Here is a 21541-nt window from a genome sequence, read left to right as displayed (position 1 = left end):
AAGGCCGCCGGCGGGCAGCGCGTCTCCCGGATGCGTGATGACGCCCCTTGTGTACCGGGTTCGCACCGCGCCGGGACGGCGATCGCGAGCCATGGGGACGATGGCTGGCGGGGGCGGTGTAAAAGCCTGCTGGTCTGTCGAATCAGGCCCGCCCCGTTGGGGATCAGGATTCGGTGTCCAGGCGCTCCCGCAGCCGGTAGAGCAGATCCAGCGCCTCGCGCGGGCTGAGCTGATCGGGGTCGAGGGTGCGCAAGGTCCGCGAAACTTCCGATTCGGCGGTGCTGAATAGCGGCAGCTGAGGGGGCATCTCGGCAGGCAGCGGCATGGGGGACTGTGTTTCGAGCGCGTCCAGATGGCGCCGCGCGGCCATGACCACCGATCGGGGAACGCCGGCCAGTGCGGCGACCTGCAGGCCATAGCTGCGGCTGGCAGGGCCTTCGCGCACGCTGTGCAGGAAGATCAGCGACTCGCCATGCTCGGCAACTTCCAGATGCACGTTGGCCACGCCGGTGAGATTCTGGGCCAGATCGGTCAGCTCGAAGTAGTGCGTGGCGAACAGGGTGAAAGCGCCGATGCGCGTAGCCAGATCCTCGGCGCAGGCGCGCGCCAGGGCGAGGCCGTCGTAGGTGCCGGTGCCGCGCCCGATCTCGTCCATCAGCACCAGACTGCGGGCCGTGGCATGGTGCAGGATATTGGCTGTTTCGGTCATCTCAACCATGAACGTGGAGCGGCCCGAGGCCAGTTCATCGGCGGCGCCGATGCGGGTGAAGATCCGGTCTACCGGCCCGAGACGGGCGGCGCGGGCCGGCACGTGGCTGCCCATGTGGGCGAGCAGCACGATCAGCGCGACCTGGCGCATGTAGGTCGATTTGCCGCCCATGTTCGGACCGGTGATGACCAGTAGTCGCTGGTTTGGGTCCAGGCGCAGGTCGTTGGGGACGAAGGGCCCGTCCAGCGCCTGTTCGACCACGGGGTGGCGGCCGGCGTCGATTTCGATGCGCGCCTCATCGATGAGCTCAGGCTCGCTCCAGTCGAGGCTGAGCGCCCGTTCGGCCAGACAGGCGAGCACATCCAGCGTGGCCAGCGCGGTCACGGTTTCCTGGAGTGTGGGCAGCTCGCCAGCGAGCTCCGTGAGCAAGGTCTCGAACAGCGCCTTTTCCCGCATCAGGGCCCGTTCACGGGCGCCCAGCACCTGGTCCTCGAAGCGTTTCAGCTCCTCGGTGATGTAGCGCTCGGCACCCTTGAGCGTCTGGCGTCGGGTGTACTCGGGCGGGATACGCTCGGCGTGGCTGCGGCCAAGCTCGATGTAGTAGCCATGCACCCGGTTGTAACCCACTTTCAGCGTGGCGACGCCGGTGCGTTCGCGCTCGCGCCGTTCGAGGTCGAGCAGAAAGCCGTCGGCGTTTTCCGACAGGGTGCGCAGACGGTCGAGTTCGGCGTCGAAGCCGGGCGCGATCACCCCGCCGTCGCGCAGCAGGGCCGGGGGTTCCACGACCAGCGCCCGCTGCAGCCGTTCATGAATCGCCGTGTGATCATGCAACTGCGTGTGCAGCTGATCGAGAAGCGGACTGTCCAGCTCGGCAAGCAGTGCGCGTACCTCCGGCAGCCGCGCCAGGCCGCCGCGCAGCGTGGTCAGATCGCGCGGCCGCGCAGTTGCCAGCGCGATACGGGTGAGGATGCGCTCCAGATCGCCGACGCCTCGCAACAGCGGCTGCAGCGTCTGCCGGACCGCCGCGTCCCGCAGCGTGGTGACCGCCTGGTAACGGCGGCGCAGCGCGGTCTGATCCCGCAATGGCCGCTGCATCCAGCGGCGCAGCAGACGGCTCCCCATGGGGGTTTGGGTGCGATCCAGCACGGCGGCCAGCGTGTGGTCGCTGCCGCCGCGTAGATTGGTCTCGAGTTCCAGATTGCGCCGCGTGGCTGCATCCAGCAGCAGACTGTCCTCGGGCTGCTCGACATGGAGTGCACGCAGGTGCGGCAGCGCGCCGCGCTGGGTGTCCTCGACGTAACTGAGCAGCGCACCTGCAGCGGCGATGCCGGCCTCAAGTTCCTCGGCGCCGAAGCCGCCGAGGTCATGGGTCTGGAACTGGCGGCAGAGCTGAGTGCGCGCGCTGGCCGAATCGAAATGCCAGACCGGCCGGCGGCGCAGGGCGCGATGCGTGGCCCAGGGCGCCGGTGGGACGAAGTCCTCGGGGATCAGAAGCTCGGCCGGTTGCAGCCGCTCCAGCTCCGCCAGCCAGTCCGCCTCGTGCGGGGTTTCAAGGATACAGAACCGCCCGCCGGACAGATCCAGCCAAGCCAGGGCGCAGCGTTTGCCGATTTGGTGGATCCCCACCAGCAGGTTGTCTCGACTCGACTCGAGCAGGCCTTCGTCGGTGACGGTGCCGGGGGTGACGATGCGGCTGACACTACGCTCGACCGGCCCCTTGCCGGGCGTGGGCGTGCCCACCTGCTCGCAGATCACCGCCGACTCGCCGAGTCGCAGGAGCCGCGCGAGATAGCTTTCCAGGGTGTGGTGCGGTACGCCGGCCATGGGGATGGGCAGGCCTGCCGATTCGCCGCGCTGGGTGAGGGTGAGATCGAGCAAGGCCGCCCCGCGCCGGGCATCCTCGAAGAAGAGCTCGTAGAAGTCCCCCATGCGATAGAACAGGAGATGATCCGGGTGCTCGGCCTTGATGCGCAGGTACTGCTGCATCATCGGCGTATGGCGATCGAGGGGCGGTGCGGAAGGCTTGGGGCGCGCTGGATTCATGAATGCCGTCGGAAAGCAAAGCGGGCGATGGTTGGAGACCGGAGGCGCTGCTGGGCGGCGCTGGCGATTTCGGGTCGCTGTAGGCTAGCGCGCCGGGGCCGGGGCGTCCATCCGCGCAATCGCCATTGCGCCGCAGGACGCTGGCCGATTCGCGGTTGCAAGCCCGCGAGCGTGCTGGGTTGGGGCATGGTTGTGGTGCGCTGAGAACCGCTGTGCACCGCGGTGGCCCCGCCCGGGAAGCGGGACAACGCCCGAAATGCGTTTGTACGGGAGATGAGAGGACTGGCACACGGTTTGCAAATCGTCCTGGTGAGGTAACGGCGCCTCATAAGTTCGCGCGTTCCCGCCATCGGTGGCTGGGCGGGCGCACACCGATTTGGACAACGAGGTCCAGCGCTGCCCGAAAGGGCGGCGTTGGGCCTTTTTTTGTGGATACCCGAGCAGGACAGGATGCAGGTCATGCAGCCCGAGAGAACTTCATCGATGCCGACTGAAGGGGTCGCTATGGTCGTGGGCGCCGGTCCGGTGGGCGTTCGGGTTGCCCAGGAAATCCGCCGGCGGCTGCCGAATCGGCCGTTGGTGGTGTTCGGAGCCGAGACCTGGCAACCCTATAACCGCATTCGCCTGTCCTCTGCATTGGCCGGCGAACTGCCTTGGTCGCAACTGGGGACCGACCTCCGGCTGCCCGAGGATCCCCTGACTCGGGTTCATCTGGGCTGCACCGTCACCCGGATCGACCGAATCGCCCGCACGGTCACCGATGCGCAAGGGGATGTGCACCCCTACGCCGAACTGATTCTGGCGACGGGGTCGCGGCCGCATATTCCCGATATTCCGGGAACCGGCCGGTCCGGGGTGTTCACCTTTCGGGACATGGATGACGCGCAGCGGTTGCTCGCCCGCCGTGTTCGCAGCCGCCGCACTGTTGTGCTGGGCGGCGGGCTGCTGGGTCTGGAATCGGCACGGGCCATGGCGCGCCACCATACCGAGGTGTGGGTGGTCGAACACAACGACCGGCTGATGCCGCGCCAGCTCGATGCCGAGGGCTCGGCAGTGCTGAAGGCCCGGGTCGAGACCCTGGGGATTCGTATCTGCCTCGGCGACGGTGTGATGGCGATCCTGGGGGACCGGCAGGTCACCGGCATTCGCTTGCGCAGCGGCGCGATCATCGCGTGCGATACGGTGGTCGTGGCAACCGGCATTCGCCCCAACATCCAGTTGGCTCTGGATGCCGGAATCGCCGTGGGGCGTGGCATCAAGGTCGATGATGCGATGCGGACCGCTGATCCGCAGATCTACGCGGTGGGTGAGTGCGCCGAACATCGCGGGGTGGTCTACGGGCTGGTCGCGCCTGGATTCGAGCAGGCCGGTGTCGCGGCGCATGCCCTGGCGGGCGGCCAGTCGCGCTATCCGGGGTCGGTGGCGTCCACCCGGTTGAAGGTGCTGTCCACGCCCGTGTTCAGCATGGGAGAGGCCGGTGCGGAGCAATCGCTCGACGCGGCACGTGAAGCCGTTTATCGCAATGAAACGGGCGACTATCGGAAACTGGTGATCCGTCGCGGACGCCTGATCGGCGCCTTGGCCGTAGGGCCGTGGTCGGAACTCGCCTCGATCCAGGAGGCCCTGCTGCGGCAGCGGCGGATCTGGCCGTGGCAGCGCGACCGATTTCGGCGAACGGGATCGCCCTGGCCCGAACAGGAGCGGGATCACGTCGCGCAGTGGCCGGCTACCGCGACCGTCTGCAACTGCATGGGCGTGACGCGCGGCACCTTGAGCAACGCGATGCAGGCCGGATGCCGCACGGCCGAGGCTCTGTCGGCCGAAACCGGTGCATCCACCGTCTGTGGCTCCTGCCGTCCGCTGGTGCAGGAACTGGTTGGCGGTGCGCCGCAGCGTCAAGCCGTGCCACGCGCCGGCGCCCTGGTAACCGTGGCGACCTTGACGGTGGCGTTGATCGTTCTCATGAGTGCCGTGCCGATCTCTTTTCCCGATTCGGCCGAATGGTCCTGGCGTTGGGATCAGTTGTGGCGAGATGCCTTCTACAAGCAGGTTTCGGGCTTTTCGCTGCTGGGCTTCATGGTCCTGCTGGGGCTGCTGGGGCTGCGCAAGCGTGTCAAGGCGGTGCGATTCGGTGATTTCGCGGCCTGGCGGCTGGTGCACGTGGTGTTGGGCGCAGCGGCGCTCGCGGTGTTGCTGCTGCATACCGGCGGCCGGCTCGGGCATGGCCTGAACGCCGCGCTTGCCCTCACGCTCATCGGCCTGACCGTGGCCGGCGGTCTGGCCGGCATGACCATCGGGCGCGAGCATGCGGTGGCGGTCCGGTCCGGGCGCCGGCTGCGCCGCCTGACGACCAACCTGCACATCGCGGCGCTCTGGCCATTGCCGGTGCTTCTGGTGTTCCACATTCTCAAGTTCTACTGGTACTGATCGGATGGCTGTCGCATCCCGCCGCCGATTGTGGATTGTCTGGCTGCTGCTCACGGCGAGCCTGGCCGGGCTGCTCTGGGCCGGCCTCAGTCTGCGGGGCGATTCCGACCAAGCCTGGCGAACCGCCTCGCGAGGGCTGTTGTTGCCCGGACCCACGAGTCATGGGCACTACCAGATCGAACTGGCGTGCGATACCTGCCACACCGGGGCTTTTGCCGACCGCGAGGCGATGCAGGCGCGCTGCATGGACTGCCACGGCGCCGAACTCAAGCAGGCGCGGGACAGCCATCCGCGCAGCAAGTTTACCGACCCGCGCAATGCCGACCGGGCGGCGCGACTCAACGCCGCCGAATGCGTGACCTGCCATGTGGAGCATCGTCCTGAACTGACGCATGCCGCCGGGGACACGCAACCCGTGGATTTCTGCGTGACCTGTCACGCCGAAGTCGGCAAAGAGCGCCCGTCGCATCAGGGCATGGGCTTCGAAACCTGTGCATCGAGCGGCTGCCACAACTTTCACGACAACCGCGCGCTCTATGAGGATTTCCTGATCAAGCATGCGGGGGAGCCGGAGATTGCGGACGCGCCTCGCGTGCCGGCACGCGATTTCCGCGATCTGATCGAGGAGCTGAGCGATTTTCCGTTCGAGCGGGTGAGTCTGCAGCCCTTGGGCGCAGCCGATGCAGATCACGGCATGGCGCTCGGCGCCGATCCGGCGATCGAGGCGGACTGGCTGGCCTCGGCGCATGCCCGATCCGGCGTCAATTGCAGCGGCTGCCATGTGCCGGCCACGAGCGAGGCGGTGTGGATCGAAAAGCCGGATGAGGCGGTGTGCCGCGACTGCCACGCTGCCGAAGTGAAGGGCTTCCTGGCCGGCCGCCACGGCATGCGTCTGGCTGTCGGGCTGTCCGCCATGACCCCGGGGCAAGCGCGTCTGCCGATGCGGGAGGATGCGGCCGACGTGGCGCTGGAATGCACATCCTGCCACGGTGCCCATGGCTTCGACACGAAAGTGGCCCAGGTCGAGTCCTGTCTGGGTTGCCATAGCGATACGCACAGCCTGGCCTATGAAGGTTCGCCGCATCACCGGCTGTGGCAGCGTGAGCAGGCCGGCGAACTGCCGGCGGGAAGCGGGGTGACCTGCGCCACATGCCACTTGCCGCGGGTCGAGCATTACCAGGACGACATCAAGCGCGTGCTGGTGCAGCACAACCAGAACGACACCCTGCGGCCGAACGAAAAGATGATCCGGCCAGTGTGCCTGAGTTGCCACGGATTGGCGTTCGCGATCGATGCGCTGGCCGATCCGGCCCTGGTTGCCCGCAACTTTGCCGGCCGCCCGCTCGGCCACGTCGAGAGTATCGACATGGCGCTGGAGGCGGAGCGGCGCGCCGAACAATCGCGCCGCGAGGCCCGGGAGGCCGCGGAATGATCCTGCCCATCTTCTTTTCACACCTCAAGATCAAGGAGACCACGCGATGACTCGTTTCAAGCGATTCACTGTCCCTGCCATCGTCGGGATGACGCTGATGGCACTTTCATCCACCGCCGTTGTCCAGGCCGCGGCCTGGGGTTACAAGGAAATCGCCGACGCGCTGCATGCCGTGATGGAAGCCGATCGAACCGTCTATACCCGGCTGATCGTCAATCGTCTGCAGAATCAGGAAAAGGTGATCACCGCCAGCGAACACTGGAAAGATGACAAGGCGCTCGTCCTGCCCGCGCAGATGTTCCGCTACGGCTCGGAAATGGTGGCCGAGAAAGGCGCGAATTTCAGCTATTCCCTGCTGTCGCTGTGGCCGGTGAACAAACAGAACGCACCCAAGACCGACGTGGAAAAGGAAGGGCTGGAAGCCATCAACAAGAGCGGGGCGCCGTTCTACAAGGAAGAAACGCTGGGTGGCACCAAATATTTCACCGCCATCTACCCCGACAAGGCGGTGGCCAAGGCCTGCATCAGCTGTCACAACGACCACAAGGACAGCCCGCGCCGCGACTTCAAGATGGGTGAAACTATGGGCGGCGTCGTGATCCGGATCCCGATGTGAGCCGGACGATGCTGAACAGCCGCAGACCAGCGGCACTGGTGTTGGGGAGTATGCTGACGTTCGTGTCGGCGTGCGCCCTGGCGGCGGCGTCGTCCCGCTATCCCGAATTCGGCGAGCCGCGGCTGGTGCAGGGGCGCACCGTCTGGCTGGGAACCTGCCAGGATTGCCACGGCAATCCGCTGGCCGATGCCCCTCAGGTCAAGGATGCCGAAGCCTGGGCGCCGCGCCTGGGCCAGTCCCGCGCCGCGTTGTACGACCACGCCCTTGGCGGGTATTCGAGCTCGGAATGGACCGAGATGCCGGCCCGTGGCGGCAACCCCGATCTGTCCGACGACGAGGTGCGGGCAGCCGTGGACTACATGGTACGACTGGTTGAATCGTTGGATGATAGACGGAGAGAAATGAAATGACCCCCGAGGAAATCAAGCTGGTGCAATCGACCTGGGCCCAGGTCGTGCCAATCAAGGAACAGGCCGCGGAGCTGTTCTACGGCAAGCTGTTCGAAATGGATCCCTCGCTCAAGCCGCTGTTCAAGGGCGACATGAAGATGCAGGGACAAAAGCTCATGGCCATGATCGGCACGGCCGTGGGCGGGTTGACGCAACCGGAAACCATCATTCCGGCCGTTCAGGACCTGGGTCGCCGCCATGTGGGTTACGGGGTTCAGGATGCGCACTACGATACCGTCGGTGCGGCTTTGCTCTGGACCCTGGAAACCGGACTGGGTCCGGCCTTCACGCCCGAAACCAAGCAGGCCTGGGCGAAGACCTACAATCTGGTGGCCACGGTGATGAAGGACGCCGCCGCAGCGCAGACGCACTGATCAGTGACCTGCAGGGCGTCCGGTGATCGGGCGCCTTGCGGCCAGAACATCGCGTCCGAATGGACGATGGACGAGTGGGAATGCGCGGACCGTTTGATCCGGTAGCGTCGGCTCCGGCAGGCGCCTACAATGGCCAGCGGTCCACCCCGGATCGATCGCGATCTCATCATCAGGCCCCATGTCGGACGTTCTGGCTGCTGCCGATCTGCTCTTCCAAAACGCGCGCGAGGTCTGGTGGGTGCTGCCTTTGACCGCCGCGGTCATGGTCGCCAGCACGCTGCTGCTACCGTGGCTGATCATTCAGATGCCGCCGGATTATTTCCTCCAGGGACACCGCCATCCCCTGGCTCGGCGCGAACGGCATTGGGCACTGCATGTGGCGCTGGTGCTGGGGAAGAATCTGCTGGGCTTGATCATGGTGTTGTCGGGCACCGCCATGCTCGCGTTGCCGGGCCAGGGCGTACTCACCATTCTGGCGGGCATCATGGTGATGGATTTTCCGGGAAAGTATCGCCTGGAAGGCGCCATCATCCGGCGCAGGGCTGTGCTCAAGGGATTGAACTGGATTCGCCGCCGGGCTCATAAGCCGCCACTCATTCCCCCGCCGCGTCACCCGTGGCGAGACGAACAGGACGATTGAGTCCGGTTCAATCCCAGCGGAAACTCCGCGCCCCGATCGCCAGGAATACCGTTGCCATGGCCAGCAGGATGGCCAGATGCGGCGCCACATCCGCGAAACCCGCCCGGTCGAACATGATGGCCCGGGCCGCTTCGGTCACATGGGTCAATGGCAATAGCTCCGCAGCGCGCCGCAGCCAGGGATGCAGCCCCTCGTTGGAAAACCAGACGCCCGACAGGAACATCATCGGCCAGGTGATGAGGTTGAGCAGGCCATCGGCCAGCTCCTGACTGGACAGCCGCGCGGCCACGATCAACCCGAGGCTGATCAGGGCAATCGCGCCGCAGGCAAAGACTGCGAACAGCAGGAGTGGACTGCCGCGTACCGGAACATCCAGCAGCGTCCAGGCCAGCACGAACACACTGCTGGTGATGCCGAGCGTGAGCCAGAGGCGGGAAAGCAGCTGGGCGGCGAGAAACTCGAAGGCCGTGAGCGGCGTGGCTTTGAATCGTTTGAGCACCCCGTTCTTGCGGTAGCGCACCACCACATATCCCACCCCGAACAGGCAACTGAACATCATGTTCATGGACAGGATTCCGGGCAGCAGCCAGTGGGCATAGCGAATCGCCTGGCCACTGACCTGCTGACGCACCGGTGGCGGCTGATGTACGGACTCCAGAGCACGCGCCAGGATTGCGCCGTGGGGGGAATCCTGGTTGACCCAGTAGCGATGGTTCGGGACATCGAGCAGCAGATCCAGTTGATGACGCTCGACCTTGACGATGGCCGTGTCCAGATCCATGACCGGCACGCGGCGGATATGCGGCAGGTCCCCCAGCGGATCACTTTCGGCGGCTGCGGCGCCATAGAGCCCGACGCGATACTGGGCGGGACCGTCGCCGGTGTAGGCGAAGGCAAACCCGAACACGATCAGCAACGGCAGAAGAATGTTCCAGGCCAATGAGGCCCGGTCGCGCAGGAATTCGCGGTTGCGCGCCTTCCACACAAACCAGAAGCGAACCAATCCATTCATCCGCGCAGCTCCTGGCCGGTGAGTTCGAGAAAGAGATCTTCCAGGGTTGGGGTGCGGACGCGCAGACCGGAGAGGTCGGCATCGGCATCCAGCAACCGGCGCAGCGTCTCGTTGACGGTGTGGGTTGCGAGCTCCAGACCGTGCAGGGTTTCCTGGGTGGTGAGACCCGCGCGGGCCAGGGCAGGCGCCTGGTCGGGCGGCAAGATCAGAATCGACTCATCGAAGTGGTCCGCCAGGAGCGTCGCCGGACGTCCCTGGGCGATGATGCGCCCATGGTCCATGATCGCGATTTCGTCGCACAGGGCGTGGGCCTCTTCGAGGTAATGCGTGGTCAGTACAATCGTGCTGCCGGCCGTCTTGATTTCGCGGATCAAGGCCCAGAAGCGTCGGCGCGCCTGTGGATCGAGCCCGGTGGTCGGCTCGTCCAGGAACAGCAGCGCTGGGCGATTGGCCAGCGCGATGGCGAGCAGGACGCGCTGGCGTTGGCCACCGGAGAGGGTGTTGGCATATTGATCGAGGAAATCGCCGAGGGCGCAGCGCCGCACCAATTCATCGAATTCGGTACGGCGGCGGTAGAGATGGCCGAAGGTCTCCAGCGCCTCGCGCACGGTCAGGAAATCCTGCAGCGCGGTGCTCTGGAACATGAGGCCGATCTGCTCGGGGTAATCGCGATCCACCGGCGCGCCGCGAAACCGGATCTCGCCGCTGCTGGGCGTCGTGATGCCCTCGAGGATTTCCACCGTGGTGGTCTTGCCGGCGCCGTTGGGACCCAGCAGGCCGAAGCAGCGCCCTTCGGGGACGCTGAAACTCACGCCATCGACCGCGCGCTTGGCGCCATAGTCCTTGATCAGTTCGCGGACTTCGAGAAGGGCGGCAGGCATGGTGACGGCTCGGCTCGGGGGACGACGCGGCTCATCTTAGCCGCTGGATCCGGGTTTCGACAAAGCGCCCGGCGGCGTGGCGCGAATCCATACCGGCGCTTTGGCGAGTCGGCGATGCACGCGGATGCGCCGATACAACGGCCACCAGGCATAGAGAAAGATCTCCAGCGGTCGCCATAGCGCTACCCATCCGACGATCAGCAGGCCTTCACCCAGAAAGCGGGCCGTCAACGGCGTGCCCCATTGGCTCATTACCTCGCTGGCGACCAGACACAGGCCCAGGAAGGCGAGGCCGATGACCAGCGCGGCGCGGCCTTCGCGCAGCAGGCGGTTCAGCTCACGGCGACTGCTCACGGCGCGCGCGATGAAATAGTGAGATATGGCTTCGGGCAGCAGCGGGGCGGCCGTCGGAATTTCCGCCTCGGGCAACTCGAATACCAGGGCAATGGGCGAATCGGCGCCGATTTCCTCGGCTGACTCGACCAGATAGGTCTCGGCCGCGGGGTCGAGATCCTTTTCCCGGAAGGGTGCCGGGTCGAGGCTGTGAAACAGTTGCGCCAAGCGGGTCAGTCGGATGGCGATTAACACGTGGCCATCGGCCTGAGTGAATCCCTCGGGCACTGTCTGGCGGCCGCGCCGGATCATGTGCCCACCTTCGACAGGGGAACGTAGAATAGCGGCTCGCCTTTCTCGTGGAGCACAAAAAAATGGCTGAGATGACCGATTATGCCGCGGTTTTTGTTCATCGGTTTCCGATGGCGGTGCGTTGGGGTGACATGGACGCCTATGGGCATGTCAACAACGTCAACTTCCTACGTTATTTCGAAAGTGGCCGGGTTGCCTATGCCCAGGAAGCCTATGACCACCCGGTTGGGGCGAACGGCGAAAATGTGATCCTCGCCGACACGCAGTGCAGCTTCAAGCGTCAACTGCACTATCCGGGCGACATCACGATTTTGAGTCGCACGTCCCGGGTGGGCCGGACCAGCATGACCATGGAACAGATCATCGTGCAAGGCGATGGTGCACTGGTGGCGACGTCGCGCAGCGTCATGGTGTGGTTCGATTTCCGGAGTCAACGGCCCGTCCCGGTTCCGGACAGTCTGAAATCCCGCTTGCGCCGCTATGAGGCTGCGTTGCCTGAAGGACTTTGATCGTTCTGGAGATGCCATTCGTCAGGGTGATGGCCGGTAAGGATCAAGAGCTTATTCGGACGGACGATAGGTAGTCAGAGGCGACAGGGAATTCCTTGAATCAAGGAGGCTGGCGCCGGGAGATTATGGATATGCGTCAGTCTGATCAAGCCCATTCTGTCGGAAAAGCTCCGGCCGCTGTTCCCGAAGCGGTCGGGCATACTCCGGACAGCCGGACGTCCAAGCGATGCCCGCAAGCGGGTGACGCCATGGTCGCCCCGAGTAGCCTGCTGGTGCCGTTGCGTTTCGCCGTCGTCGACGAAGCCTTGAGCGCGGCGCCCGAATTCCTGGCTACGCAGAGCGACCTATTGTTTCTGTCGACCGAGTTCAATCTCATCCGGCGCGAGCTGGATGCCTGGCGCGTCCTTGCCGAGCAGGAGGCGCCGGCGACCTCGGCCTATGTGCAGGTGATGGGTCGGCATGTCAGTCGGCTTCTGGAAGCGCTGATGCTGCGCGAACTCGGCGACGGAGAGAATCTGTGGCGAACGGTCGAGTTGACTCAGGATGGGATGATCTTTCGAAATGATCACATGCTGGTGCGTGGCAGTTTGCTGGATTTGCGCTTTCTGTTGCCCGGCGCGGGTATCGGCATTCGGACGTTGGGGCGTGTGGTGCGCTGTGATCAGCCGTCGCGTGATGGCTGCCATCTGATCGGGGTGCAGTTTCTCGACCTTGGCGAGGCAGATCGGGAGTTGCTGTCCCGCTATCTGGGGACGATCACATCCTGAAGGGCAGGTGTAAACCGGGCCTACCGATCCCGACGTCGCCTCGGGCCGCAACGGTGCCGATCCGGACTGCATGATGGCGGGCGATGTCGTGTCCGCTGCGGGTATGGCGGATTTTCGGAGCGGAACGGGCCGGTCGCGATAGCGTCAGCGGTGCACGACGCCGCCGAAATACGTTAGAATTTGGCTCCGTTTTACGGGAGCCAAGCACCCGCTGCGCGCAGCTTCATCGGTATCGAGCTGTGTGCCCACCTGCCGGGTGGATTTCGAGCGGGTCCATGAGGACGTTTCATGCCGCGCGTTTTGCCGGAGTCCAGTCGTTTGCGATCCAGTGTCCCTGTGCGGAAGCGGCGACGTGCCTTGAGAAAGGCCACGCCCATCCCCGAAGGGGGATTGCGCCGTTTTCCGAATCACCCCGCCCTGCTCCGCCTCTTCGACGCCCGGTTCCATTTCTTCGTTTCAGTTCCTCCCGCCCGTTCGACGCTTCGGTCGCCTGCTTCCGGCCATTTCCTGCTGTTTTTTCTTCCATCTCCCTTTGCGAGTGACCACCATGAGCCATGACTTGCGGGATAAGTACCGCAGCACGCCGCTTTACGGCGGAAACGCCGCGTTCATTGAAAGCTATTACGAGGAATTCCTGCGCAATCCCGACAGCATCACCGATCCCCGTTGGCGCGCTTATTTCCAGGGCTTGAGCGAGGCGGCCGGGCAGGGGCGGGATGTTCCGCATGGCCCGATCCAGCGGTCTTTCGCACACTACGTTCAACGCCGGGCAACGGGCGGGGCGGGCGCGGGTGCCCGGGCGGATGAGGCGCTGGTTGCCGCGGCGGCACAGCGCCAGGCGGCGGTACTGCGACTGATCAATGCCTATCGGGTGCGTGGGCATGAGGTGGCCCGGCTTGATCCGCTGGGCCTGTGGCAGCGTCCACCGGTTTCCGATCTGGATCCCGGCTTTCACGGCCTTGGCGAAGGCGACATGGATACGGTTTTCAATACCGGCTCGCTGTTCGCGGAGGAGCGGTTGCCGCTGCGGAAGATCCTCGATCTGGTGCGCACGGTCTATACCGGCACGGTTGGTGCGGAATACATGCACATCGTCGACACCCGCCGCAAGCGCTGGATCCAGCAGCGGCTGGAAGGCAGTTGGGGGCGCTTGGCGCTTTCCGCCGATGACCGGCGCCACGTCTTGATGCAGCTGACCGCCGCCGAAGGCATCGAAAAGTATCTGCATACCCGCTATGTGGGACAAAAGCGCTTCTCACTGGAGGGGAGCGATGCGCTCATTCCTCAGCTCGACGACCTGATCCGGCATGCGGGACGGCGCGGCGTGGATGAGGTGGTCATCGGCATGGCCCACCGCGGGCGGCTCAACGTGCTGGTCAACATTCTCGGCAAGTCACCGCGCGAGCTGTTCGAGGAATTCGAAGGCAAGCACGACCTGTCCGATCCCTTCTATTCGGGCGATGTGAAATACCACATGGGCTTTTCTTCCGACGTGGGAGTAGATGATCGTCTGGTGCATCTGGTGCTGGCGTTCAACCCCTCGCATCTGGAAATCGTCAATCCGGTGGTGTTGGGGTCGGTTCGTTCGCGTCAGGATCGCCGCGGAGACCATACCGGGGATCGCGTGTTGCCGGTGCTGATCCATGGCGATGCCTCCTTTGCCGGCCAGGGCGTGGTGATGGAGGTGTTCAACATGTCCCAGACGCGGGGTTACCGTGTCGGGGGCTCGGTGCACATCGTGGTGAACAACCAGGTGGGCTTCACCACCAGTAATCCGGAAGATGCGCGCTCGACGATGTACTGCACCGATGTGGCCAAGATGGTGCAGGCACCGATTTTTCACGTGAACGCCGACGATCCCGAGGCCGTGTTGTTCGTCACCCGCCTGGCGCTCGAATACCGTATGGAGTTCCACGAGGACGTGGTCATCGATCTGGTGTGCTACCGGCGCCAGGGTCACAACGAGGCCGATGAGCCGGCGGTGACCCAACCCCTGATGTACCAGCACATCAAACAGCGGCCCACCTGCCGAGCGCTGTATGCCGAGCATCTGGCCCAGGATGACCTGCTGCGTGCGGAGGAGGCTGATTCCCTCGTTGATTCCTATCGCGAAGGTCTGGATGAGGGGCGCAACATCATCCGCGAGTGGGCCGGGATGATCGGCAATCAGTACACCGTCAAATGGGACGATTTTCGCCAGGGGGACTGGGACCAATCGACGCCCACCGCCTTGCCCAAGGAGCGGGTGCACCAGCTTGCCCAGGCAATGAACCGGTTTCCCGAGAACTTCCGCCTGCATGGGCGCGTGGAGCGCATCGTCGACGATCGGCGCAAGATGGCGGCCGGCGCTTTGCCTGTCGATTGGGGGTTCGCCGAACTGCTGGCCTATGCATCATTGATCGAGGATGGATACAGCACACGCCTGAGCGGTCAGGACAGTGGACGGGGAACCTTCTTTCACCGCCACGCCGTGTTTCACAACCAACAGGATGCGTCGGCCTATGTGCCTTTGCGCCATCTGGATGGGCGGGGGAATTTCACCGTCATCGACTCGCTGCTTTCGGAGGAAGCGGTACTGGGTTTTGAGTATGGCTATGCGACCGCCGACCCGCGCACCTTGGTGATCTGGGAGGCACAGTTCGGGGATTTCGCCAACGGCGCCCAAGTGGTGATCGACCAGTTCATCAGTTCCGGTGAAGCCAAGTGGCGGCGCTTGTGCGGACTGGCCATGTTTCTGCCCCATGGGTACGAAGGTCAGGGTCCCGAACACTCCTCGGCGCGCCTGGAGCGCTATCTGCAACTGTGTGCGGAGCACAACATGCAGGTCTGTGTGCCGTCGACGCCGGCCCAGATGTTCCACATGATCCGCCGCCAGATGCTGCGGGCCTATCGCAAGCCGCTGATCGTCATGACCCCCAAGAGCTTGTTGCGCCGTCGCATCGCCATGTCGTCGCTGGATGAGCTGACCCAAGGCGAATTCCAGCCGGTCTTGCCCGATGTCGGATCGCTGGCGAAGGGCAAGATACGCCGACTGATCCTCTGCAGCGGACGGGTCTACTACGACTTGCTCGAGATGCGTGAGGAGCAGGGGATCGACGATACGGCGCTGGTGCGCATCGAGCAGCTCTATCCCTTCCCCCACGCCGCATTCGAAGCGGTGCTGGGGACGTATCCCAAGCTGCGTGAGGTGGTGTGGTGCCAGGACGAACCCAAGAACCAGGGTGCCTGGTATTACATCGAACACCGCATTCGCAAGGTGCTCAAAGCCAATCAGAACTTGCGTTATGCCGGCCGGGCAGCCTCGGCTTCCACCGCCGCGGGCTATCACGAGTTGCATCTGCAGCAACAAAAGCAGCTGCTGGATGAGGCCTTTGGCCGGTCTGACGTTGATGCAGCGTCCGCACCCGTTTCCGCTCACTGAACCGTCTGGAGAGAGAGCCCACTATCATGAGTATCGAGGTCAAGGTTCCCCAATTGCCGGAGTCCGTGGAAGATGCCACGGTCATGGCGTGGCACAAGCAGCCCGGTGAAACGGTCAACCGGGAAGACAACCTGTTGGACTTGGAAACCGACAAGGTGGTGCTTGAAGTGCCGGCTCCCGGTCCCGGCGTATTGGCAGAGGTTCGGGTCAAGCAGGGCGATGTGGTTCGAGCGGGCGATGTGATCGCCATCCTGAGCGAGGCGACTGGAGAAGCGGCGGCGCCCGCCGCATCGGGTGCGACCAAGCCATCCGAGGCTGAGGAGGCGGAAACGGCTGCCGGTGAATCGACGGCGGCGAAGGAGACCGAATCCGATTCCCCCCTGTCTCCGGCCGTGCGGCGGCTGGTCGTCGAGCATGGTCTGGATCCCAATGCGATTCCGGCTTCCGGGCGGGGCGGACGGCTGACCAAGGAAGACGTGCTGGAGCACCTTTCTCAAGGTAAGCCGGCGGCTTCGGCCCAGCCGGCACCGAAAGCCGAGGCGCCGTCAACGGGTGACACGCCGAGAACCGACGCATCGCCCGCTGGCGGCGATACGTCTGGCGAGCGCGACGGACGCGAGCGCCTGGAGCAACGGGTCGCCATGACACGCCTGCGGGCCCGCGTCGCCGAACGTCTGGTCCAGGCGCAGCAGACGGCCGCCATCCTCACCACCTTCAACGAGGTGGACCTTTCGGCAGTCAACGAGCTGCGCCGGCAGTATCGCGACAGCTTCGAGAAGGCCCATGGTGTGCGACTGGGCTTCATGTCGTTTTTCATCAAGGCATGCGTCGAAGCGCTCAAGCGATTCCCGGTGATCAATGCCTCGGTGGATGGGGGCGACATCGTTTATCACGGCTATTTTGATGTCGGGATTGCTGTGGCCTCCCCGCGTGGCCTGGTGGTGCCGATTGTGCGGGATGCCGATCAGCTCAGTTTCGCGGATCTCGAAAAGCAGGTGCAGGCCTACGGTGAGAAGGCCCGAGACGGCGGTCTGAGCATCGAAGATCTGACCGGCGGCACCTTCAGCATCACCAATGGCGGCGTGTTCGGTTCCCTGCTGTCGACGCCCATTCTCAATCCGCCGCAAAGCGCCATTCTGGGCATGCACAAGATTCAGGAGCGGCCGGTGGTGGTGGATGGCCAGATCGTGGTCCGTCCCATGATGTATCTCGCGCTGTCCTATGACCATCGGCTCGTCGACGGTCGTGAGGCGGTGCAGTTCCTGGTGGCTATCAAGGATTTGCTCGAAGATCCTGCCCGTTTGCTGCTGCAGGTCTGAGTCGTGATGCGGGTGGGTGGCGACGTGAAAAGACGCGAAGGAATGGGATTCTGATGGCGAAATCATTTGACGTGGTGGTAATTGGGGCAGGACCGGCGGGCTACGTGGCCGCAATCCGGTGCGCGCAGCTGGGGTTGAAGACTGCGTGTATCGATGACTGGCGTGATGAGACGGGACGCTCTTCCCTAGGTGGGACCTGCCTCAATGCAGGTTGCATCCCCTCCAAGGCGCTGCTCGAATCATCTGAGCGCTATCTGCAGACGAAAAGCGGGCTGGAAGACTATGGCATCGTGGCCAGCGGGGTGAAGCTCGATCTGGCCCGCATGCAAGCGCGCAAGACCAAGATCGTCCAGACCCTGACTCAAGGCATTGCCGGCTTGTTCCGAACCAACCGGATTACGGCCCTGGCCGGGCGTGGGCAATTGGTGGACAGCGGCCGGGTGGCCTTCACGCCTCATGATGCGGATCAGGCCGAGGAAGTCACGGCGCAGCACATCATCCTGGCATCCGGTTCGCGGCCCGTCACCTTGGGCGCGGCTCCCGTCGATGGCGATTTGGTGGTTGATTCCAGCGGGGCGCTGGCGTTTTCCGAGGTGCCCAAACGTCTGGGCATCATCGGTGCCGGCGTTATCGGTCTGGAACTGGGCAGTGTCTGGCGGCGGCTGGGGTCCGAGGTCGTATTGCTGGAGGCGCAGACGGAATTTCTGTCCATGGCCGATGCCGATCTGGCCGGTCAGGCGTTGAAGATCTTTACACGTCAGGGGCTGGATATCCGGCTGGGTTGCCGGGTCACCGGAATCAAGACCGCGCGTCGGCAGGTTCAGATCACCTATCAGAACGCCGAGGATGCAGCCGAGGAGCTCAAGGTCGACCGGCTGGTGGTCGCGGTCGGGCGCCGTCCCAATACCGATGGCCTGGCGGCGCCGGGTGCTCGACTGCAGCTCGACGAAAAGGGTTACGTGGATATCGATGAGCATTGCCGTACCAATCTGCCCAACGTCTATGCCATCGGTGATGTCGTCCGGGGGCCGATGCTGGCGCACAAAGGCTCGGAAGAAGGGGTCGCGGTGGCCGAGCGCATCGCCGGCCAGCCCGGGCACATCGACTACGATCTGATTCCCTCGGTGCTGTATACGCATCCCGAAATGGCGTGGGTGGGGCGAACCGAGGCCGCGATCCAGGCCGCCGGCGTGGAATGTCGAGTGGGAACCTTCCCGTTTGCCGCGAGCGGGCGGGCGCTCGCCGTCGGCGAGAGCGAGGGCGTCGTCAAGATCGTGGCAGACGCCAAAACCGATCGCATCCTGGGCGTGCATATCCTTGGTCCGGGCGCGTCGGAGTTGATTGCCGAGGCCGTCGTGGCCATGAGTTTCGGCGCCAGCAGCGAGGATTTGGCGCGCACGGTTCATGCGCATCCAACACTGGCCGAAGCGGTCCATGAGGCGGCACTGGCAGTGGACAAGCGTGCCATCCACATCCGCAACCGCTGAGCCTGGAGCCAGCGCCCGTCAGGCGTGACGCCGGGCGCTGGTGATGTTGGGGAAGCGGCTGATGCGCGCCAGCACATCACTGAGCTGGGCGAGGCCGGTGATTTCCAGGATCAGATCCATGACGGCACGTGCCGAGTCTTTGTCGGTGTGGGTATTGGCGCCCAGGACGTTGATGCGTTGGCTGGCCAGCAGCATGGTGATGTCCCGCAGCAAGCCTGGCCGGTCATAGGCTTCGACCCGAATGGTCACGGGGTAGGTCTGCGCGGCGGTGTCTCCCCAGCTGACCTCGACCATCCGACCCCCCGCCTCGCTTTCCAGCCGCAAGGCGTTGCGGCAGTCACGACGGTGGACAGTGATGCCCCGGCCCTTGGTGATATAGCCGACGATGGGTTCGGGGGGCACCGGGCTGCAGCAGCGCGCCAGACTGGTCAGCATGCGCCCCACGCCGTGGACATGAATGCCGCTGCGTTCGGTGGCGGTCCGCTCCCGATCCGCAGCCGGCGGCATTGCGATTTCCCTGGGTGCAACCGGTTGTAGCCGGCCGGCGATCTGCGCGGTGGTGATGTCGCCTGCGCCGATGGCAGCTAGAAAATCGTTGACCTTGCCGTAATTGAAGCGCGCCGCCAACGCATCATAGGGTTCGTCGCCCATGCTCAGGCGATTCAGTTCGCGCTCCAGAAGTTCTCGCCCGGTGGCGAGGTTCTGGTTGTAATCCTCGTGCTTGAACCATTGACGCACCTTGGCGCGTGCGCGACTGGTGGCCAGGTAGCCAAACTGGGGGATCAGCCAGTCGCGGCTTGGCTTGAGCTCCTTGGCCGTGAGAATTTCCACTCGGTCGCCGTTCTGGAGCGGTCGGGTCAACGGCGCAATTGTTCCGTTGATGCGGGCGCCGCGGCAACGATGCCCGACGTCGGTGTGAACCGCATAGGCGAAATCAAGGGCTGTGGCACCGGCGGGCAGGTCCTGGATGTCCCCACGCGGGGTGATCACATACACGCGTTCCTCGCCGATCTCGGCGCGAAAACGGTCCATGAATTCTTCCGCGTTACCGTCCTCGCCGCTGCTTTCCAGCAGTTTTCGTAGCCAGTTGATGCGCCGTTCCAGCCCGATATCGGGCGCCACACCGATTTCCTTGTAGCGCCAATGCGCGGCGACACCGAGTTCGGCCTGTTCATGCATGCGATGCGTGCGGATTTGCACTTCCAGTGTCTTGCCCGCCGGCCCGATCACGGCGGTATGCAGGGACTGATAGTTGTTCTCCTTCGGCGAGGCAATGTAGTCGTCGAACTGGCCGGGGATTGGCTGCCATCGCCCGTGAATCAGTCCCAGTACGGCATAACATGCGGGGATGTCGTCGACCAGCACGCGAATGGCGCGGGCATCGAACAGCCCGCTGAAGCTCATGCCTTTGCGTTCGAGTTTGCGCCAGATGCTGTAGAGATGTTTGGGTCGTCCAGTGACCGTGGCGCGAATGTGATGGCGTTCGAGCTCGACCTGGACCGCCGCAATCGTTTCGCGGATATAGCGTTCGCGATCGGCGCGTCGTTCATCGAGCCAGCCGGCGATCTTGTGATAGGCGTCGGGGTGCAGATACCGCAGCGACCAGTCTTCGAGCTGCCATTTGATCTGCCAGATTCCCAGGCGGTTGGCCAATGGCGCGAACAAGTCCAGCGTCTGCTGGGCCAGACGCCGCTGTTCCTCGGCGGCCAATCCTTTGGCCGATTCCAGGGTATGGAGCCGATAGCAGAGCTTGATGACCACGATTCGGGCATCTTCGACCATCGCCAGTAGCATCTTGCGCAGGCGTTCGAGCTGCACGTCGGAGTGGGCAGCGGTCTGGCTGGGCGCCAGATCGTCCATGATCCGCAACCGGTCCAGTCCTTTGAGCAGATCCCACGGCAGATCGGTGTGTGGCGGGTCTGTCCAGTCCGCCGGAAGCACGTCGGCTTCCATGAGCGGATAGAGCATGGCGGCGACCACCGCATCCTCTCCCAGTCCCAGATCCTCGACCATCAGGCCGGCCCGTAACGCACGCGCTGCTTGGTCCGGAAATCTGGCCAGACATGCCTTCGCATCAGCGGCGGTCGTGGGGGGCTGCAGAGTGAGGGCCGTCATGGGTGCGCTTGCCTTTGGATATGGTCGGCTCTTTAATCCGGGTATGATAAACGCCAATGCATGGGTTCTCATGTAAAGTTCATCATCCGTTCGTCGTTCAATTCGAGGAGTCCTTATTCCATGCGCATGCTTCCAGTCGCCGCCGTGGCGTTGTCGATGCCGTTTGCCGTTGCCGCCCATACCATCGACCTTGCAGTGGGGGACGATGCCTTTCGCGCGGCCTATGAAGGGGATGTGGCCCCTGCTGCCGGCGGGATGCTGCGGGCAGATGTCGGCGCGCTGCACAATGAAGATGACGGTGATTTGATCCATTTGGGCCTGAAAGTTCGCGGTGACGCGGGCGGTTATACCGTGGGCGTCGAGGGTGCGCTGGGTGCGACCCTGTATTGGGCCGGGATCGATGACCCGGATGAAGATGTCAGCGCCGTCGCCTTGACCGGCGAGCTGCATGTCACGCCCCAGGATTGGGATCGCGTCCGCCTTGCCTTCACGCTGAATTACGCACCCGAGGTGTTGACGTTCGGCGAGGGTGAGTCCTTGCTCGATACGGCTGCACGCTTGGAATACGAAGTGCTCCAGGAGACCCGTGTCTATCTGGGATACCGCTTGGCGCGTGTGGAGCTGGAACAGGGTGGAGATCAGGATCTGCACCAGGGTGCGCAATTGGGCATCAATATCACGTTCTGAGTCATGGC

17 protein-coding genes are annotated in these 21541 nt (G+C 64.2%); 12 read left to right on the top strand and 5 right to left on the bottom strand.

The genetic code is table 11. The annotated features are described in order from the left end of the window. Positions 1–163 precede the first annotated feature (163 nt). Entirely contained in the window at positions 164–2752 is a 2589-nt protein-coding gene (mutS, locus tag E4680_RS08920) for a DNA mismatch repair protein MutS (protein ID WP_135282057.1), read from the bottom strand. Positions 2753–3235: 483 nt separating this feature from the next. On the opposite strand from mutS, the gene E4680_RS08915 reads away from it, so the two are divergent. From E4680_RS08915 to E4680_RS08890, 6 genes are all read left to right on the top strand, one after another. After that, positions 3236–5179, top strand: coding sequence for an FAD-dependent oxidoreductase (locus tag E4680_RS08915; protein ID WP_167792460.1), 1944 nt, complete (start codon positions 3236–3238; stop codon positions 5177–5179). A gap of 4 nt (positions 5180–5183) precedes the next feature. After that, a complete protein-coding gene (locus E4680_RS08910) occupies positions 5184–6611 on the top strand; it encodes a cytochrome c3 family protein (RefSeq protein WP_135282055.1) in 1428 nt (475 codons plus the stop codon). Between the two features lie 46 nt (positions 6612–6657). Then, positions 6658–7227 carry a Tll0287-like domain-containing protein gene (locus E4680_RS08905; RefSeq protein WP_205688856.1) on the top strand — a complete coding sequence of 190 codons (570 nt, stop codon included), beginning with the start codon at positions 6658–6660 and terminating at the stop codon, positions 7225–7227. After that, a complete protein-coding gene (locus E4680_RS08900; protein WP_205688854.1) occupies positions 7224–7637 on the top strand; it encodes a c-type cytochrome in 414 nt (137 codons plus the stop codon). Before E4680_RS08905 ends, E4680_RS08900 begins: the two co-directional genes overlap by 4 nt. After that, positions 7634–8050 carry a globin family protein gene (locus E4680_RS08895; RefSeq protein ID WP_135282054.1) on the top strand — a complete coding sequence of 139 codons (417 nt, stop codon included), beginning with the start codon at positions 7634–7636 and terminating at the stop codon, positions 8048–8050. Before E4680_RS08900 ends, E4680_RS08895 begins: the two co-directional genes overlap by 4 nt. 178 nt (positions 8051–8228) lie before the next feature. Further along, complete coding sequence (locus tag E4680_RS08890; protein ID WP_135282053.1) at positions 8229–8690, top strand: PGPGW domain-containing protein; 462 nt, start codon at positions 8229–8231, stop codon at positions 8688–8690. Between the two features lie 7 nt (positions 8691–8697). On the opposite strand, the gene E4680_RS08885 is transcribed toward E4680_RS08890, so the two are convergent. From E4680_RS08885 to E4680_RS08875, 3 genes are read right to left on the bottom strand one after another with little or no spacing between them, the layout of a single operon-like run. Continuing rightward, positions 8698–9702, bottom strand: a complete 1005-nt coding sequence (locus tag E4680_RS08885) for an ABC transporter permease (protein WP_135282052.1) — start codon at positions 9700–9702, stop codon at positions 8698–8700. Next, complete coding sequence (locus E4680_RS08880; RefSeq protein ID WP_135282051.1) at positions 9699–10583, bottom strand: ABC transporter ATP-binding protein; 885 nt, start codon at positions 10581–10583, stop codon at positions 9699–9701. The genes E4680_RS08885 and E4680_RS08880 overlap by 4 nt, the downstream gene beginning before the upstream one ends. 36 nt (positions 10584–10619) lie before the next feature. Further along, the gene (locus E4680_RS08875) at positions 10620–11228 is read right to left on the bottom strand and encodes a hypothetical protein (RefSeq protein WP_205688852.1); all 609 of its coding nucleotides are present in this window, start codon (positions 11226–11228) and stop codon (positions 10620–10622) included. 62 nt (positions 11229–11290) lie between these two features. On the opposite strand from E4680_RS08875, the gene E4680_RS08870 reads away from it, so the two are divergent. The 5 genes from E4680_RS08870 to lpdA all read left to right on the top strand — a co-directional run bounded on the left by E4680_RS08870 (position 11291) and on the right by lpdA (position 18731). Further along, on the top strand, positions 11291–11737 hold the full coding sequence (locus E4680_RS08870; RefSeq protein ID WP_135282050.1) for an acyl-CoA thioesterase: 447 nt from the start codon (positions 11291–11293) through the stop codon (positions 11735–11737). Positions 11738–11868: 131 nt separating this feature from the next. Further along, on the top strand, positions 11869–12504 hold the full coding sequence (locus E4680_RS08865; protein ID WP_167792459.1) for a PilZ domain-containing protein: 636 nt from the start codon (positions 11869–11871) through the stop codon (positions 12502–12504). Positions 12505–13051: 547 nt separating this feature from the next. Beyond that, on the top strand, positions 13052–15925 hold the full coding sequence (locus tag E4680_RS08860; protein ID WP_135282048.1) for a 2-oxoglutarate dehydrogenase E1 component: 2874 nt from the start codon (positions 13052–13054) through the stop codon (positions 15923–15925). Between the two features lie 26 nt (positions 15926–15951). Beyond that, on the top strand, positions 15952–17244 hold the full coding sequence (gene odhB / locus E4680_RS08855; RefSeq protein WP_135282047.1) for a 2-oxoglutarate dehydrogenase complex dihydrolipoyllysine-residue succinyltransferase: 1293 nt from the start codon (positions 15952–15954) through the stop codon (positions 17242–17244). Positions 17245–17297: 53 nt separating this feature from the next. Further along, positions 17298–18731 (top strand): dihydrolipoyl dehydrogenase, encoded by a 1434-nt coding sequence (lpdA, locus tag E4680_RS08850; RefSeq protein WP_135282046.1) that lies wholly within the window; start codon positions 17298–17300, stop codon positions 18729–18731. An 18-nt stretch (positions 18732–18749) separates the two neighbouring features. On the opposite strand, the gene E4680_RS08845 is transcribed toward lpdA, so the two are convergent. After that, a complete protein-coding gene (locus E4680_RS08845) occupies positions 18750–20846 on the bottom strand; it encodes a RelA/SpoT family protein (protein WP_167792458.1) in 2097 nt (698 codons plus the stop codon). Positions 20847–20966: 120 nt separating this feature from the next. Between E4680_RS08845 and E4680_RS08840 the strand changes: the two genes are divergently transcribed. Beyond that, the gene (locus tag E4680_RS08840; RefSeq protein WP_167792457.1) at positions 20967–21533 is read left to right on the top strand and encodes a YfaZ family outer membrane protein; all 567 of its coding nucleotides are present in this window, start codon (positions 20967–20969) and stop codon (positions 21531–21533) included. Positions 21534–21541: the final 8 nt, after the last annotated feature.

Origin of the sequence: Candidatus Macondimonas diazotrophica (assembly GCF_004684205.1) — a bacterium.
Lineage (GTDB): Bacteria > Pseudomonadota > Gammaproteobacteria > UBA5335 > UBA5335 > Macondimonas > Macondimonas diazotrophica.
The sequence above is the reverse complement of the archived record's forward strand: the minus strand, read 5'-3'. Positions and strand labels throughout refer to the sequence as shown.